Genomic DNA, 15,939 nt, shown 5'->3' with positions numbered 1-15,939 from the left:
TGAGGCGCTTATGCTGACTAACGGTATTGCTCTTTTTCACAGCAGCCAGATTCGTGATTGCGAACAAGCCGCAATCACGGGTCTTGGCGTAAGCGAATCCGATTTGATGGCACGCGCCGGTCTTGCGGCCTTTCTTTTTTTGCAGCAACGATTTCCCAACGCTCACAGACTGGCTGTTTTTTGTGGCAGTGGCAACAATGCCGGTGACGGCTATGTGCTGGCGCGCCTGGCGCATGCAGCAGGGTATCTGGTTACCATCCACCAGTTCAAGGCAGCGGATCAACTGCCTGCGGCGGCGAGAGCTGCGGCTCAGGAAGCCATACTGGCCGGCATCCCCTGCCAGTATATGGACGACATGGTAGAGCAGGACACTGATTTGATTGTCGATGCCTTGCTGGGCACAGGCCTGAAAGGTCTTGTTCAGGAGCCCATGATGGCGGCCATTCAGCTTATTAACAGCAGCGGGCTACCCGTCTTAGCAATGGACTTGCCCTCCGGTCTGCAGGCCGACACTGGACAGGCCATGGGAATCTGCGTCAAAGCTGCCGCAACCGTAACCTTCATCGCCTGCAAAACCGGGATGAAAACACTGGACGGGCCGGATTACTGTGGTGAACTGCATTGCGATGATCTCGGCCTTGGCGCCTGTCTGTCGACCATCCAGCCTATAGCGCACACCCTGGCTGCTCAGCCGTCTCTGCCACTATTGCCTCAGCGGGCGCGAAACTCGCATAAGCGTGATTTTGGCCACGTACTGGTTATTGGCGGCGATTACGGCATGGCGGGATCCGTTTTCCTCGCCGCCCAGGCGGCCCTGCGAACAGGGGCGGGAATGGTCAGCATTGCCACACGACCTGAACACGCAGGACAGGCTTCTTCCTGTCTGCCTGAGCTGATGGTGCATGGGATACGGCGTGTTGACGATCTGCTTCCCTTGATCAACCGGGCATCTCACTGCATCATTGGCCCAGGCCTTGGTACGAGCGACTGGGCCAGGCAGCTCTTTCATCAGGTGATTGCCTCCCAGCTTCCCATGATTATTGATGCCTCCGCCTTGCGATTACTGGCGCAGTTTCCCCAGCATGACGACAACTGGGTGCTGACCCCTCATCCCGGTGAGGCGGCCAGTCTGCTGGCGTGCACGGTATCGGATGTACAGCAGGATCGCTATCACGCCGTATCGATGCTGCAGGCAAATTTTGGTGGACAGGTTGTTTTAAAAGGCTGTGGTTCACTGGTGTGCACAGATGAATCGGCTCTATACCTTTGTGATGCTGGCAACCCCGGTATGGCGACCGCCGGGATGGGGGATGTATTAAGTGGTGTGATTGCCGGACTGGCGGCGCAGGGGCTGTCATTGGCAGATGCGGCCAGACTGGGGGTTTGGCTGCATGCCCGCGCCGGCGATCTGGCAGCGGCGCGTGAGGGCCAGCGAGGCCTGCTGGCCAGTGATTTGATGCCTTGGTTACGACAATTGATAAATGATTTAATATGACAATACAAACCTTTGAATTAGCCGATGAATCGGCCAGCATCCATTTGGCTGCTTCTTTTGCAGGCTGTCTGACAGCCCCGGCTGTGCTCAGTTTTCAGGGTGAGATTGGTGCAGGTAAAACAACCTTTATCCGTGCGATGCTGCGCGCGCTTGGTGTGACGGGTGCGATTAAAAGCCCGACTTTTTCTCTGGTGGAAAGCTATGACTGTCAAGGCTTGCAAATTCACCACTTTGATCTGTATCGTATAGAAGATGAAACGGAGCTGGAATACCTCGGTTTTAGAGATTATTTTACCGATCAGGCTGTTTCCTGCATTGAATGGCCGGAACGTGCGGCAGGAAATGCATTAGAGGTGGATTTACGTTTTGCCCTGGCCATACCGGATCACGGTCGTATCTTAACAATTGAGGCCTTAAGCCAGTCTGGAGAAAACATGTTGGCTTGCCTTGCAGGGAAACTATGATGAAACGCAGCGCACTCTTGTTGGGACTGTTGCTTCTGTCTTGTCAGATCATGGCCGCCAGGCTGCAATCTGTTGAGATCACGCAAAACGCGGGAAAGGCTTCCCTGTATTTTCGTCTTGACAAAGCGATTGTTCATAAAGTCTTTACTCTGACCAACCCAAACCGCGTGGTTGTGGATCTGGACAACACCAGCCTCTCCTTTGATCTGAACCGACTGCGCCTGAATAACGCCCTGATCAAACGGGTTCGCAGCGGACATCCCAATCCCAGTACCCTGCGTCTGGTATTTGAAGTGAGCGATGCCGTCAGCCTGCGTGCTCCCTCACCGGGCGCACAGCACGCCTTTTCGCTGGATATTTCTGCCAGTCATGTGCCTGAAATCAAGGTCTCTGCGGCTCCAGCGAGAACTACCGTCAGCAGCCGGACACCACCACCACCTCCTGTCCAGCCAGCCCGCAGTAAATCACCCCGCGATGTGGTTGTGGTGCTTGACGCGGGACACGGTGGCCATGATCCAGGTGCCATCGGCCCGCATCGTGTCGCTGAAAAAAATGTGACACTGGCAATTGCTGCCAGATTAAAACAGATTATCGACAGACAACCCGGCATGCGTGCTGTATTGACGCGTAAGGGTGATTATTACGTTGGCCTGCGCGACCGGCTGACGATTGCCAGAAAATACAACGGCGATGTGTTTATTTCCATCCATGCCGACGCCTTTATTAATCAACAGTCCAACGGCGCTTCGGTCTTTGCCTTGTCGCAGGGGGGCGCAACCAGTGAGGCAGCTCGCTGGCTGGCTGAAAAAGAAAACTATTCGGAGCTGGGTGGGGTGAATCTGCGCGGACTCGACGATCAAAGCGGTCTGGTGCGAACGGTGTTGATCGATTTGTCGCAGACAGCAACCATTGCCGCCAGTCTGCATATGGGTAATCAGGTGCTGCGCAATCTTGATACCATGACCAGCCTGCATAATCGCAAAGTGGAGCAGGCACGTTTCATGGTACTTAAGTCGCCGGATATTCCATCCATTCTGATTGAAACCGGATTTATCTCTAATCCGCGTGAAGAAAAAAATCTGAACAGCCCGCAATATCAGGCTCGTTTGACCCAATCAATATTTGAGGGATTGAAGCAATATTTCTGGGAATACCCACCACACGGTTCCTATATTGAGGCGTTGGTAAACAGCAGAAATCCGATGAACAATCTGAGTAAGGCAAGGAGCCAACGGGCGAAACCGCTGACATGAGTATGAGAATCAGGCAGTTAAGCGCGGCGGTAGCCAATCAGATAGCAGCTGGTGAAGTCATTGAACGACCGGCCTCCATTGTCAAAGAGCTGTTAGAAAACGCTCAGGATGCCGGCGCGGATAATATCGTTATTGATATTGGCTATGGTGGTCTGAATCAGGTCAAAATCAGTGATAATGGATCAGGGATACACGCCGACGATCTGCCTCTGGCGCTGGCCGCCCATGCCACCAGCAAAATCAGGCAACTGACGGATCTCTACGCCATCACCAGTATGGGGTTTCGTGGCGAAGCGCTGGCCAGCATTGCATCGGTGGCACGGGTTTCCATCAGCTCCCGGCCGGCAGGGCAGGCGAGTGGAATGCTGCTGGATAATCAAAGCGGGCAGTCGCAACCCTGTGCGCGGGCGCCAGGAACCACCATCGACGTACGCGATATCTTTTATAATGCGCCAGTCAGGAAAAAATTTCTCAAGTCCGAGCGTTCTGAATTTCAGGCCATTGATAAGGTTGTCCGCTGTTTTGCGCTGGGCTCACCAGAAATCAGTATCACGTTGAATCACAACGGCAAGACGCAGCTCCAACTGGCGGCTGCGACGGATGAGCTGACACGCACAGCCCGGATTGCACGGGTGCTGGGTAAGACCTTTATCGAGCAATCGCTTACTCTGGATAAGACGCATGCCGGGATGCGTCTGCACGGCTGGATCAGTGATCTGAGCAATCAACGCAGTCAGAGTGATAAAGTCTGGGTTTATCTGAACGGGCGCATGGTGAAAGACAAGCTGATCAACCATGCCATTAAACAGGCCTATGAAGGAATCCTTCATCCCGGGCGTTTTCCTTCCTGCCTGCTGTATTTTACCATTGACCCGGCTGAGGTCGATGTCAACGTGCACCCGACCAAACACGAGGTTCGCTTTCAGCAGCCGCGTTACGTACACGATTTTATCCGCACACAGTTACAGGAGCGGCTGGAGCAGGTCAGCCCCATTATCGAGACGGATTTTGCCGCGCATCCCCTGGCGGTCCAGCCACGACGAGACGCGGTGCGTGAGCGGGATGTGTTGGTGGATTATCAATACAGCCCACCGCCGGCGGCACCGGAATTGAGCATGGCGGCACCCTTGATTCTTAACGAGCATTTTGCCGTTTTCGTGCTGGATCAGGATTCTTATCTGGTTGATATTCGTGCCCTGCAGGCAGCCTTTATGCTCGATGCCCTGCGTAAAAGCCCCCGACCGCTGGCGAGCCGACCCTTACTGGTTCCTGTTTATGTGGATGTTTCGCTGACGGAAGCGCATTGGCAAAATGTCAAATCCTGCACACAGTCTTTGGGGATTGAGCTGGAAAAGACCGGTGAGGGGGCAATGCGGATTCGCTCTCTGCCGCAGTTACTCCCCGGTTTATCCATCAAGGCGCTGCTGGCAGATATCATTGCTGCGCTGCAAGAGGGTGAACCCGCTTCTGATGTTTTGTTTGAGGCTTTAATCAAACACCATGTAATGGACAGTCAAACCATGTTGAATGAGCGCTACGACGAGTACCTCGATTATTTTCGCTTACAGGTAACGAAGCCTGGGGCCGAAGCGTTTGCGAAGCCCCTGTCGCTTGATTTATGCCGGGATGTGTTTCATGCGTAACAGGGTATTCTGTCTGATGGGGCCAACGGCTTCAGGTAAAACCGCTCTGGCCTGTGATCTTATCACGCGCTTTCCCTTTGAGATTATCAGCGTCGATTCGGCCATGATATACCGGGGCATGGATATTGGCACCGCCAAACCCACAGCAGCCGAACTGCGCGCAGCACCCCATCATTTGATTGATATCCTGGATCCACCGCAATCCTTTTCGGCAGCGCAGTTTTGCGAGGCGGTTCAGGAATTAATCCCGGCTATTGTTCAGCGCGGAAATATTCCCTTACTGGTTGGTGGAACCATGATGTATTTTCAGGCCCTGCAGCAGGGGCTGGCCGTTTTGCCTGATGCGGATGAAGCACTGCGCGGGCGCCTGCTTGCCGAGGCTCAGAAGCTGGGCTGGGAAGCCATGCACGCGCGACTGCAATTGGTTGATCCCCTGTCGGCAGCCCGGATACACCCAAACGACAGCCAGAGAATACAGCGTGCACTGGAGGTGTTTCATCTCAGTGGCCAGCCCATGTCCAGCCGCCTGGCAGAAGAGGGGCCCGATGTGAATTTTTCCTTTGTTAATCTATTATTAATGCCTGAAGACAGGGCCTGGCTGCATGCCCGCATTGCCCAGCGTTTTCAATTGATGCTCGAGCAGGGTTTTCTGGATGAGGTAGCGCATCTGCAGGCCAGCTGGGCCTTGCCGCCAGCCTGCCCGGCCATGCGTTGCGTTGGTTACCGACAGGCTCTGGATTATCTGGCGGGCAGGGATGATTACGCTCGTTTTTGCGACAAGGGCATTGCGGCAACCCGACAACTGGCAAAGCGTCAGCTGACCTGGCTCAGGCATTGGAAGGATGCCACGGCTTTTGCCTGTGACAAAGAAGAAAGCCGAGACGAGATCATAGCGAAAATTACGGAAATACTGGATAATACGCCACATTGATTTGTGGCACTGGAGATGAGAGATGAGTGAAAAAGCAAAACAACCGGCCAGCACCGAAAAAATGTACATCGTACATAAAAAAGATCTGCCCTTGAGCTGTCCTACCGATGAAATGGAGCTGTGGAACGCTCACCCTAAAGTGTATTTGCCTATTGAAAAGACCGGTAAGGAAACCTGCCCTTACTGCGGCTCCTGCTTTATTCTGCAACATGATTAATTCTATCTGCGTTGTCCGTCTCTCAGCACTGGGTGATGTGCTGATGCTGGTGCCGTTGATTCGAGCCCTGCAGACAGGCTTTCCAGACGCGACGATCACCTGGGTCATCTCTCGTCCCGCCTATGATTTGGTAGAGGGCATGGATCGGGTTGAGTTTGTTGTGATCGACAAACCGGATTCTCTGGCAGATTACTGGCGTTTTAACCAGCAGTTTCGTCATCGTCAGTTTGATGTGTTATTGGCCGCGCAGGCCAGCTTTCGCGCCAACCTGCTGTACCCTCTGATTCGAGCCAGACGTAAAGTGGGCTACGATGCTCTGCGTGCCAAAGATGGCCATGGCTGGTTTGTTAAAGAGCGTATTCGACCGGGTAATGATCATACTCTGGAAGGTTTTCTGAAATTTGCCGAGCCCCTTGGCCTGAGCGTATTCGAAGAGCAGGCTGCTCCAACGGAGGCTCTGAAGGTTAAAAATCTGCGCTGGGATATGCCGCTTGATGAAATATCGCATGCCTGGGTACGCAGGCAGTTGAACGGCATTGGGCCTTATCTGGTTGTTAATCCTGCGGCCAGTAAGCCTGAGCGCAGCTGGCCGGTTGAGCGTTATGTCGAGGTGATAAGGCATGTGCAGGCAACCTGGAATTTAAGTGTGGTCTTAACCGGTGGACCCGGACCATTTGATCGGCAGCTGGCTGATGCCATCATGGCTGAGGTACCTTCCTGTCTTGATTTTGCCGGCAAAACCAAACCCAAACAGCTGCTGGCCCTGATCAGTCAGGCCAGGCTGGTCCTGTGTCCCGATACGGGGCCATCGCACATGGCTGCATCCGTGGGTACCCCGGTCGTGGCATTGCACGCGGTAACCAGTTCGGACGTGTCGGGGCCTTATACGTTTCGTCATCTGGCGGTTGACTGCTATCCGCAGGCGGTAGAGCAGGTTTTGAAAAAAACCGGTGAAACCAATGTGTGGGGCACGCATGCTCACGGGGAGCATACCATGGAGCTGGTCACCGTTGAGGCGGTAATAAACAAGCTCTCTGAAGCGCTTCATCGTTCCTAGTACACATGTGTCGTCCCCGCGCAGGTGGGGAACCATCCATCCTGTTCAGGGTGACAAATCTGGGTTTAGCTACTATAGTAAGTACGCAGACGGATTTTAACCGTGAACAGGGAGTAACCATCATGAATACGGTAAACGAAAATCAGGCAAAAACCAAAAAAGAGGGGCGCAGCTCGCGTGCCCATGTCAGCGACAAAGCGGCTGAACTGCTCAACGAGAGCAAAAAATACGCCGGCGAATTGTACGAAGAGGGCATGAACGGTGTGCATGATGCCGAAGAAACGATTAAACAATACTCAGATGAGTTATTGAGAAAGGTTCAGAAAAATCCTCTGGCTTCTATAGCCATCGCCGCGGGTGTGGGGTTTCTTCTGTCCAGCCTGCTTAGAAAGTAATGAGTGTTTTGGATGACCTGGACGGCTATGTTACAGGCAGACTGGCCGTTCTGAAAACAATTATTGCTCTTGTCCGCCTTGAGTCCAGGCTGGCAGGGCTGAGCATTTTCCCTCTTCTGCTGACCATCTGCCTGTTGCTGGTGGTGATGATGAGCCTTTGGGCCTCCAGCATGCTGTTGCTTGGTTATTCCATTATGCAGTTCAGTCACAGTCTCCTCCTTTCCGTACTTTGTGTTACGGTGTTCAATCTGCTGACTGTTCTGGCTCTCGCTAAATATTTATTATTCAATTTACAGCAGATGAGCTTTGAAAAAACCAGACAGCTTTTGTTGCAGCGTGCCGGGGGCGTGGATGGCCAGTGAGCGAAAAAAACTGCTGATTCAACGCGCGATTCTGGAAAAAAATCTAAATGAATACCGCCAGACCACGCGCCTGCACGAACAGGCGCTGATTCGGCGTGCCCGGGAAAACTGGGGCATCCTGCTCTTAATCATAACCCCCATCTTTATTTTGGGATGGAAGCTGGCTGGGGAAAAAAAAATTACCCGACTTGTTAATCCGGTTTTAAAATTTGGCGCCATGGCGCTGGTGAATGCGGCTAAAGAGCAGATTCTATCCGCAAAAGAGTGACGGTATTTACAGCAGAGCCTGCAAATCAAAACTGGAACGTTTGTTAATGTCCTTGCCATGCTCCATGAGAAAAACCTCGGCATTGAGTCGCCCTTCATCACGCAACATGCACAGAAACGACCACTCGGCATTGAGTTTGGAAGACGAGCCGAGCTCAACCATTTTGTCGCTGGTAATTCGATGCATACGCATTTTGGCCCAGCGCGCCCCTTCACTGGTACCGGAAACAGCAACCTGTTGCAGCAAGGCTATCATACGCAGCTCTTTTAAGAGCGTGGCATTAAAGGCCACTTCGTTAATGCGGTTCAGTATTTCCCGTGCCGAGCGGGGTGTTCCCAGTCGCTCAACGGGGTTAATCTGTACCAGCACGGTGTCGCTTGATTCGCACTCCTGCACCAGGGGGGTTATGGTTGGATTCCCCGTGAAACCACCATCCCAATACGCTTCGCCATCAATTTCAACGGCCTGAAACATCATCGGAAGACAGGCTGAGGCTAATAATACGTCAGGTGTTATTTCCGCATTTCGGAACACTTTTCCGCGGCCGGTACGAATGTTGGTGGCTGTGATAAACAATTTGATGGACGTTTTTCGCAGGTTATCGAAGTCAATACTTTCTTTCAGGATGTTGCGCAGTGGATTTAATGCGCCTGGGTTCAGGTCATAAGGTGAAAAAAAGCGCGAAATGAGATCCACAGCGATAAACATTGGTGAGTTATCGAGGGTCCATTTGCCCTGAAACATGTCAATCGGGCCACGGTGAAAAGGGCTGTACGCTGCCGATTCGGATACCCGTCTCCAAAAATGAGCCAGCGCTTCCTGTGCGCCATGACGACCATTTTCAACATAGCCGCTGGCCAGAACCGCAGCATTCATCGAGCCCGCGGAGGTTCCGGAAATCCCCTCTATGATAAGGTGGGGCTCCTCCAGCAGGCGATCGAGCACACCCCATGTATAGGCACCGTGAGCGCCACCTCCCTGCAAAGCAAGATCGATGTACGCAGCTTTGGCATTGGCACCGTTTCTGACCCTGGTTTTTTTCGGCATGAACGCGTATCCCTGCTAGTCTATACCTGTGTTAATTTTATAATCTTAGCATATATTTTTCTGATGGTACGGGAGGCGCATCGTGTGTAAAGCGGTCTGCCCGGATACCGAGGCATCCAGGCGGAGGGGGGCAGATTATTGTCCACTCTGCAGCGTAGTGGCGGCGGTACTGGCATCGCTGGTATCCGTGCCACCCGATGTAGCACCCATGCTTGGGCTGAGAGGCATCATTTTGGTGTTTTGCAGCATGATCATTGACTGCGTAATCAACAGACGCTCCTGTTGCTGACGAGTCAGGTACAATTGATAATTGATTTCCGCCAGCAGCACGGCTATTTCCTTCTGCACGGAGGCCGCTGATCCCTGATTGATCTTGGTCAGCCACTGCTGTTGATTTTTGTTGTCAGAGCCAGCAGCCGGGTTGTATAGACGCCAGCTGGCCATAATAAATTCGTTCATGGCTTCACTGCTTACGGTGCTGTCGCCAGAAGCAGACATGCCCGGGTTTTCCTGGTTAATGGCGTTTCCGTTGTCTTGCGGCAGGCGTCGTGACAGGGCGTAGTACAGGTTACTGACCGCAACGGAGTTTTGAGCTGCTACGGTTCGAAGCTGGGTGATGTAAGAGGCAATCTGCACCTGAGCGTTTGCCTGGTCAGCTGGTGATACATTTTTACTGGCATTGCTTGCCTGGTCAAAGAGCGCGGAATATGTGCTGCGCGTGGGTAGAGGCAGGGTATTAACCGCTGAAGTGGCGTAACGAATGAAGTTCATGGCCTGCTGTGCCTGGGTCTGCGCGGTTAATCCGGGCGGGCTGCTGTCTGTTGCCAGACCAATGGTCGGTGTTGAGGTTTTAGACCCTGAAGAGTCTGCCGAGGAGGGCGTATACATCAAGGGGGTGAGCAGCGTATCAATATTCAACTGTGGAACAAGAGGAATATTCTGTGCGGGCGTAAAGACCACATCGGTGGCCAGTTGATTCAGTGGACCCGCCACGTTAATCATGATCTGCTCGCGGAAAAAGGGCGGCTGGCAGGATGGTGCGGAATTGTTAAACTGGCAATAACTGGAATCAGGGGTAGCCAACAGATTCAACACCGCCTGACTGACTGGATCAGTCTGGTAGCTTTGCTGATCAATGATGGGCGAAACAGACACGTTCTGCGGTGAGGCTGTTGAGTAGTTCTGATAGGTAAATGACTCTCCAGCCAGAGAATTGTTGATCTGACTGTACTTGGGAAAATCAGAAGGAACCAGGGGCGATGAAGAGCTGGCACCCAACAGCGAGCCCAGATAACTGTTAAACAGGCCCAGCTGAGCGCCGCTGGTTATCCTGGGATTAAGCAGCGTGTTACTGAAATCGGAGCTGTTGCCTGAACCTGAACCGGAGCCTGAATTGCCGCCGGATTGACTGTTGCTGCTGCAGCTGCCGCCGGTTGTGCAATACTGAGTCAGGTCGTAGCCAAAATATTTACCCAGATTCTGCAGGTAAACGGTTAAATTGGCTGCGTCGCTGTTGCTGGTGTTCGTGACCGGCGGGGCACCGGGATCGGTGACGACACCCTGATCGGCGGGGTCATCGGCAAATACGGCACTTGAAACAGCCAGCAAAAGACCTGGCAAAAGATAACGATTGGTTGATTGCATTTATTCTTCTCCTTCAAGAGCGCGGGCTACCAGTTGTAATCGATATTCAGAAAATACGCGGGCGAGCAGGCGCAGACGTTCGAATGTGATGTTGCGTTTCAGAAAAAAAGAAGCGGCATCGTTATTGCCCATGCTGGTTTCTTCGGCGTGTACCAGGATGCGCGACGCGCTGCCCGGATGTACGGTGTCTATCGCCTGCAGCAGTCGCAGGCCACGTCCGGATTTGATGTTGCCTACCAGGCGGATAAAAGCCTCCTCCTGATTGAGCATGCTCATATCGACCTTTTCAATGTCGTCCAGTTCATCACCCAGACGCCTTAATGCGTCTTCGAGAAGCGGATCGTAATCCAGAGTCCAGTCTTCAACACTTTCCATAAAGGTAATGACTCGATAAATCATCGGGTCTACGTAGTCGAACCAGTATTGGGATGAGGCTTCGTGGCTGAGATCAGGCATGTTTTACTCTTTTTTTACGCTCTAATTAATATATGGAAATACCAGAAACTAAATACTATAGTATAGTAAGGGTAACAAATGTCTATTATTCAAATAGTAAATAATATGAAAAAACAAAAAAAATCCCGTATTGCCGGCTTAGTGAAGAGCGTATTCAATGTTCGCGCATGGATGGATTTTGATCGTATCCGATCCTTTACGACCTACCTTGGAAACGGTATCAGGAAAATGGTTGTTCCTGAACCTGTGAATGTTGAGGATGCGGGTAATTCCTTTAACGAGATGGTTGCCGCGCAGAATTTAAGCGAGAAGGATCTGGCTGACCGTGCGAGGGGCCTTTATCGTTTGAGTATGATTATGCTTGTGATGGCCTCTGCTGTGTTTGTCTACGCACTATGGCACCTCGTTTCTGGTAATTGGAAAGCCACAATTGTCAGTCTCGTTGTAACCAGTATCGGATTGGTTCTCGCGTTTCGCTATCATTTCTGGTATTTCCAGATTAAGGAGCGGAAACTGGGCTGCACCTTTCAGGAATGGTACAAACGAGGCCTTTTAGGTGAACGCTCATGAATAAAAACGCGCTGGGTCTGCTCCTTCTTGTTTTTCCTGTTTTGGCTATGGCTTCCGGTGACTCCCTGAGTTTTGCTCCACCACCGACAGATTATTCCGTTGTTTTTCTGGCCAACATTTTTGGTATTGTGGATGGCGTGCTGCATGGCAGTGGCAGCCAGATTATGGGTAACATGTTTGGAGTATTTAACGCTGCCGTACTGGCTTTGGGCGGGATTGTAATCACCTATACCCTGCTGGTTTCGACAGTCAACACGGCCCATGAAGGTCAGATGCTGGGGCAGAAATGGTCTTCCATGTGGGTTCCGGTACGTGCCACCCTTGGTCTGGCGCTGCTTATCCCCAAGGCGTCCGGCTATTGCATGATGCAGATTTTCGTGATGTGGGTCGTGGTTCAGGGGGTTGGTGCAGCCGACAAAGTATGGAATTCAGCACTCAGCTACCTCAATCGGGGTGGCGTGGTTGTGCAGCAGCAGATTAATCCCATTACGTCTATCACCGGTGGTAATACGGATATCGCCAGCGGCGCGTCTACCATTTTGTCCGGGCAGGTCTGTATGCTGGGACTGCAGCAGATTTTAACCAAAACGAGACAGAGCTATCTGAACCAGCAAAACAACCAGTCCGGCCCTTGTTATGTGCCGCAGGGCCAGCAGGCTGATCTCAACTCGCCCATGTCGAAGTTCTGTAATATGCAGGTGCCCAGTTTTATTAATTCATTTGACGCCATTGCGGTTCAAAACCTGAATACATCGCCCAACGCCAACAACAATGTTCCATTACCCAACTTTGATATTACACAGTGGCCTTACAACTCCCTGAATGGCATTTGCGGCACCGTAACCTGGGCTCCATTCAACGTGTCATCCCTCGGTGCCATCACGACGCTTGGACAGGGTGAAATAGACACCATGAAAAAATCCCGCTCCATTGCGGTACAGCAAATGTATATGGATTTGTCGACTGTTGCCCAGATTATGGTGAACAACAACCCGATTTTGACGCCGCAAAATACAGGCGCCGGCATATCAGGAACCACCACCGGCATTTCCGTTTTTGCCGGAACCAGTCCTTCATCCAGTGGCAGCGGCACGTCCAGTGGCAACCAGCCTGCAACGCCCATGGCTCAGCAGGCATTCGGCGTGCCCATGCTGAATACGGGCGGACCCTGTACCAGCTATTCGGTTGATTGTACGGGATGGGGTGTAGATGGCTCCATGATGGGCGGGGCGCTGTTTAATGGAACGGAATTTCAGGGAGCTGTATCGGATTATAACGCCATCATGCTGCCGACCCTGAATCTCGTTAATCAGGCCAGCAACAGTGCCGCAGCGAATCAGCAGCGTGCGTTTATCCAGGCGGCTGAGGAGCAGGGCTGGATTGTTGCCGGTAGTTACTTCTTTGATCTGGTATCGATTAATAACGCCAACATGACAACCGGCGGGGTATCTGAAGATGGAACACCTACAGACACCGATTCCCAGCTGCAGCAAAGTACCTTTGATCCGGCGACCATGACCTCGCCCTTTGGATCGACCGGCTGTACAGGACCTTATGCCAACTTATGCGTCTGGATGCAGGGTGTTTCCACCGACGTAGACAGTCTGAGCAGCTTTTTTGCGGGTTCGAACTCAGACGGTGCCTCGGCCATTTCCGCACCTAATGTGAATCCTCTGACTGCCAAGGCTGTATCGGGTCCTACTGCGTCCACGGTGTTTGGCTTTATTAACAACTCCGTATTGATAGTATTGCCAGGACAACCCGGTAATACCGCACCGCAGTTTGTGATGAAGCTGATTCCCAATATACTGCCACCCAAGCTGGAACTGCCGAAAATAGATTTCCCCTGCTGGAAGTTTTTCATCTGCTGGGGTAAGCTGCTCGGTGCTATTTTCTATGACCTGATATTGAAAGTTCTGCTTATGTTCGTGCTGAACTTTGTTAATGCTCTGGTGAACCTGATTGTGGTTGCCTGTCTTATCCTTCCTTTGCAGGGTATGTCCAAAATATTCCTGTATGGCGTCTCGTTCCTGCAGCAGCCGAATATTAACCCTGTCGTAGCACTGGCGAACATGGGCGTCAACTTCATCAATTTTGCCAATGATATGTGGCTGTATGTTATTGATACCGCCATCATGGGTTCTATTTTTGGTCCTTTTGTCATGACCATTATTGCTCTCATCATGCCTTTGTTACTGGCCTGGATGGGAACCATGGTGGCTCTGGGCTTCGTCACGGCCTATTACGTCCCGTTCCTTCCCTATATGATCTTTACCTTTGGGGCAATCGGCTGGCTGATGGCTGTCATTGAAGCGATGGTGGCAGCACCTATCGTGGCGCTGGGCATAACCCATCCGGAAGGAGAGGGGCCCTTTGGTAAGGGCGAGCAGGCGATTATGATTCTGATGAACGTCTTTTTAAGGCCTGCTTTGATGATTGTAGGCTACATTGCTGCCATCATTTTATCCTATGTCGGGATTTGGGTTATCAACGCAGGCTTTTCCCGAGTGGTGATGTTTATTCAGGGCGATCCTAATGCGACCGGGCTTGCTCAGCAGATTAAGAATGCCGCTACTATGCCGTCCACGCCTTCGCCAACTAATCAGATGGCAACGAGCAGCGTGGGTTATGGCGGCTGGGCCGGTATTTATGGCTTCTTCTTCTCTATTCTGATCTATACAACCATGTATCTGACGGTGGTACAAAAGTCCTTTACCCTGATTACCTCTCTGCCTGACAAGGTATTACGCTGGATTGGTGGGCAACCGGAAACTATCGGTGGAGAAACAGCAGGTTGGGCGGAGGACGTGAAGAGGCAGTTGGATAAGCCCATTGAATCATCTACGAAGGCAGCGGGGCAGATGTCCAAGCAGCTTAGCGGTAAGGTTCTGGATAAAGGCGGCATGAAATCCCCTGATCAGCCTGATATCAAATCCACGCCTATGCCTCCGGATGAGTAAGGCCTGCTTTTTGGGGGCTTTGTCTGAGGAAGGGGCTGCCTGTGCGCTTTGACAGGCAGCTTATTCGCGTTGGTAGTCTTTGGTTCCGGCCATAATCAGTTTATAAACCCGCTCACTGATTATACCCTGTTCAAATTTATTTCTGGCATCAACTGTCATCAGCTGACCGCGCTCACGCACCAGCTTACGGGTGTTGGTCGTTACGTCGTTAGGATCGCCCTCGAGCAGGATGTCACGAACGGCCTCATCAAAAATGAGGTATTCACGCAGGGCAACACGCTTGCCATCAACTGTTGGTACCAGCTTCTGCCAGATGCACAGGCGGATGGTTTCGAGAATATCAATGGTGCGACCAAGACGCTCTTCACCAGAAAACGAGGTAACCAGACGACGCATGGTTTCTGCCACGCCTGAGGTATGCAGCGTGGTGTATACCGGATGTCCGGTGAGCGCCGCTTCCAGCGCGGCACTGATGGTCTCGGCATCGCGGGCCTCTCCCACCATAATCAGGCGGGGTTTGCGACGCAGCGCGTTTCGGACGCCATCAGCGAAATCAGGCAGGTGACGCGGAATTTCAGACTGGCTGACGATGGCCGAAATCGTTTCAATTTCGTCATAAACAAACTCAATCGGGGACTCGTAGGTTAATACCTTACGGTTTGAGTCTTCCTTTTCGATCAGGTCTCGAATAATGGAGGCCAGCAGGGTCGATTTACCAGACCCGGTAGCACCCGTGATGAACACAATGCCTTCCTGCGGTGCCAGAGCTTCCAGAATGTTATCTGGCAGCATCATGGTTTCCAGTTTCGGTGGCGTAATAGGGATGGTTCGCAGCGTAATCTGTATGGAATCGTGACCCTCAACGAGACAGGACGTGGCATTAACCCGGTAGCGATAACGAACGCCACGGTTGGGGCGAAATTCGTAATGCGTGTCGATGTCCTTACCCGAAAGCAACTGCGTGGTGGCGTTCGGTCCATAAATCGAGTTAATCAAATCCCCCAGCTCTGTGTTGGATAAGGCACGGTTGGTTATTTTGACCAGCCGGCCATATACTTCGGCAAAGATAGGCGAACCCGTTTGAATGGTGATATCCGATGCGTTCAGGTTTTCAGCGTGCTGAAGCATTTTATCCATAAAGACCGGCGTAAACCGCGACGGTTCATCCGGCATGAAA

16 protein-coding genes are annotated in these 15,939 nt (G+C 52.2%); 12 read left to right on the top strand and 4 right to left on the bottom strand.

From position 1 onward, the window contains the following. The first annotated feature begins 10 nt into the window (after window positions 1–10). From ACQUTA_RS09030 to ACQUTA_RS08985, 10 genes are all read left to right on the top strand, one after another. Window positions 11–1,495 (top strand): NAD(P)H-hydrate dehydratase, encoded by a 1,485-nt coding sequence (locus tag ACQUTA_RS09030; RefSeq protein WP_444987912.1) that lies wholly within the window; start codon window positions 11–13, stop codon window positions 1,493–1,495. Further along, window positions 1,492–1,959: a tRNA (adenosine(37)-N6)-threonylcarbamoyltransferase complex ATPase subunit type 1 TsaE gene (gene tsaE / locus ACQUTA_RS09025; protein ID WP_444987911.1), complete on the top strand. Its 468-nt coding sequence runs from the start codon at window positions 1,492–1,494 to the stop codon at window positions 1,957–1,959. The genes ACQUTA_RS09030 and tsaE overlap by 4 nt, the downstream gene beginning before the upstream one ends. Next, window positions 1,956–3,212 (top strand): N-acetylmuramoyl-L-alanine amidase, encoded by a 1,257-nt coding sequence (locus ACQUTA_RS09020; RefSeq protein WP_444987910.1) that lies wholly within the window; start codon window positions 1,956–1,958, stop codon window positions 3,210–3,212. Before tsaE ends, ACQUTA_RS09020 begins: the two co-directional genes overlap by 4 nt. Beyond that, window positions 3,209–4,855, top strand: coding sequence for a DNA mismatch repair endonuclease MutL (gene mutL / locus ACQUTA_RS09015; protein WP_444987909.1), 1,647 nt, complete (start codon window positions 3,209–3,211; stop codon window positions 4,853–4,855). Before ACQUTA_RS09020 ends, mutL begins: the two co-directional genes overlap by 4 nt. Continuing rightward, a complete protein-coding gene (gene miaA / locus ACQUTA_RS09010) occupies window positions 4,848–5,786 on the top strand; it encodes a tRNA (adenosine(37)-N6)-dimethylallyltransferase MiaA (RefSeq protein ID WP_444987908.1) in 939 nt (312 codons plus the stop codon). The genes mutL and miaA overlap by 8 nt, the downstream gene beginning before the upstream one ends. A 22-nt stretch (window positions 5,787–5,808) precedes the next feature. Continuing rightward, complete coding sequence (locus ACQUTA_RS09005) at window positions 5,809–6,003, top strand: zinc-finger domain-containing protein (RefSeq protein WP_444987907.1); 195 nt, start codon at window positions 5,809–5,811, stop codon at window positions 6,001–6,003. Further along, on the top strand, window positions 5,996–7,060 hold the full coding sequence (locus tag ACQUTA_RS09000; RefSeq protein ID WP_444987906.1) for a glycosyltransferase family 9 protein: 1,065 nt from the start codon (window positions 5,996–5,998) through the stop codon (window positions 7,058–7,060). The genes ACQUTA_RS09005 and ACQUTA_RS09000 overlap by 8 nt, the downstream gene beginning before the upstream one ends. A 122-nt stretch (window positions 7,061–7,182) precedes the next feature. After that, window positions 7,183–7,455 (top strand): ElaB/YgaM/YqjD family protein, encoded by a 273-nt coding sequence (locus ACQUTA_RS08995; protein ID WP_444987905.1) that lies wholly within the window; start codon window positions 7,183–7,185, stop codon window positions 7,453–7,455. Continuing rightward, entirely contained in the window at window positions 7,455–7,817 is a 363-nt protein-coding gene (locus ACQUTA_RS08990; protein WP_444987904.1) for a hypothetical protein, read from the top strand. The genes ACQUTA_RS08995 and ACQUTA_RS08990 overlap by 1 nt, the downstream gene beginning before the upstream one ends. After that, window positions 7,807–8,085: a hypothetical protein gene (locus ACQUTA_RS08985; protein WP_444987903.1), complete on the top strand. Its 279-nt coding sequence runs from the start codon at window positions 7,807–7,809 to the stop codon at window positions 8,083–8,085. The genes ACQUTA_RS08990 and ACQUTA_RS08985 overlap by 11 nt, the downstream gene beginning before the upstream one ends. Window positions 8,086–8,091: 6 nt before the next feature. Here the strand turns inward: ACQUTA_RS08985 and ACQUTA_RS08980 are convergent, their stop codons facing one another. The 3 genes from ACQUTA_RS08980 to icmW form a co-directional block, all read right to left on the bottom strand. Beyond that, window positions 8,092–9,132: a patatin-like phospholipase family protein gene (locus ACQUTA_RS08980; protein WP_444987902.1), complete on the bottom strand. Its 1,041-nt coding sequence runs from the start codon at window positions 9,130–9,132 to the stop codon at window positions 8,092–8,094. 135 nt (window positions 9,133–9,267) lie between these two features. Further along, window positions 9,268–10,776 carry a hypothetical protein gene (locus ACQUTA_RS08975; RefSeq protein WP_444987901.1) on the bottom strand — a complete coding sequence of 503 codons (1,509 nt, stop codon included), beginning with the start codon at window positions 10,774–10,776 and terminating at the stop codon, window positions 9,268–9,270. Continuing rightward, window positions 10,777–11,232 (bottom strand): type IVB secretion system protein IcmW, encoded by a 456-nt coding sequence (gene icmW / locus ACQUTA_RS08970; RefSeq protein ID WP_444987900.1) that lies wholly within the window; start codon window positions 11,230–11,232, stop codon window positions 10,777–10,779. Between the two features lie 78 nt (window positions 11,233–11,310). On the opposite strand from icmW, the gene icmV reads away from it, so the two are divergent. Together icmV and dotA are read left to right on the top strand one after the other, a co-directional pair. Then, complete coding sequence (icmV, locus tag ACQUTA_RS08965; protein WP_444987899.1) at window positions 11,311–11,802, top strand: type IVB secretion system protein IcmV; 492 nt, start codon at window positions 11,311–11,313, stop codon at window positions 11,800–11,802. Continuing rightward, entirely contained in the window at window positions 11,799–14,762 is a 2,964-nt protein-coding gene (gene dotA, locus ACQUTA_RS08960) for a type IVB secretion system protein DotA (protein ID WP_444987898.1), read from the top strand. Before icmV ends, dotA begins: the two co-directional genes overlap by 4 nt. Before the next feature lie 60 nt (window positions 14,763–14,822). Here the strand turns inward: dotA and dotB are convergent, their stop codons facing one another. Then, a complete protein-coding gene (gene dotB, locus ACQUTA_RS08955) occupies window positions 14,823–15,935 on the bottom strand; it encodes a Dot/Icm type IV secretion system ATPase DotB (RefSeq protein ID WP_444987943.1) in 1,113 nt (370 codons plus the stop codon). Window positions 15,936–15,939: the final 4 nt, after the last annotated feature.

This window comes from Legionella navarrensis (assembly GCF_052527415.1).
The sequence above is the reverse complement of the archived record's forward strand: the minus strand, read 5'-3'. Positions and strand labels throughout refer to the sequence as shown.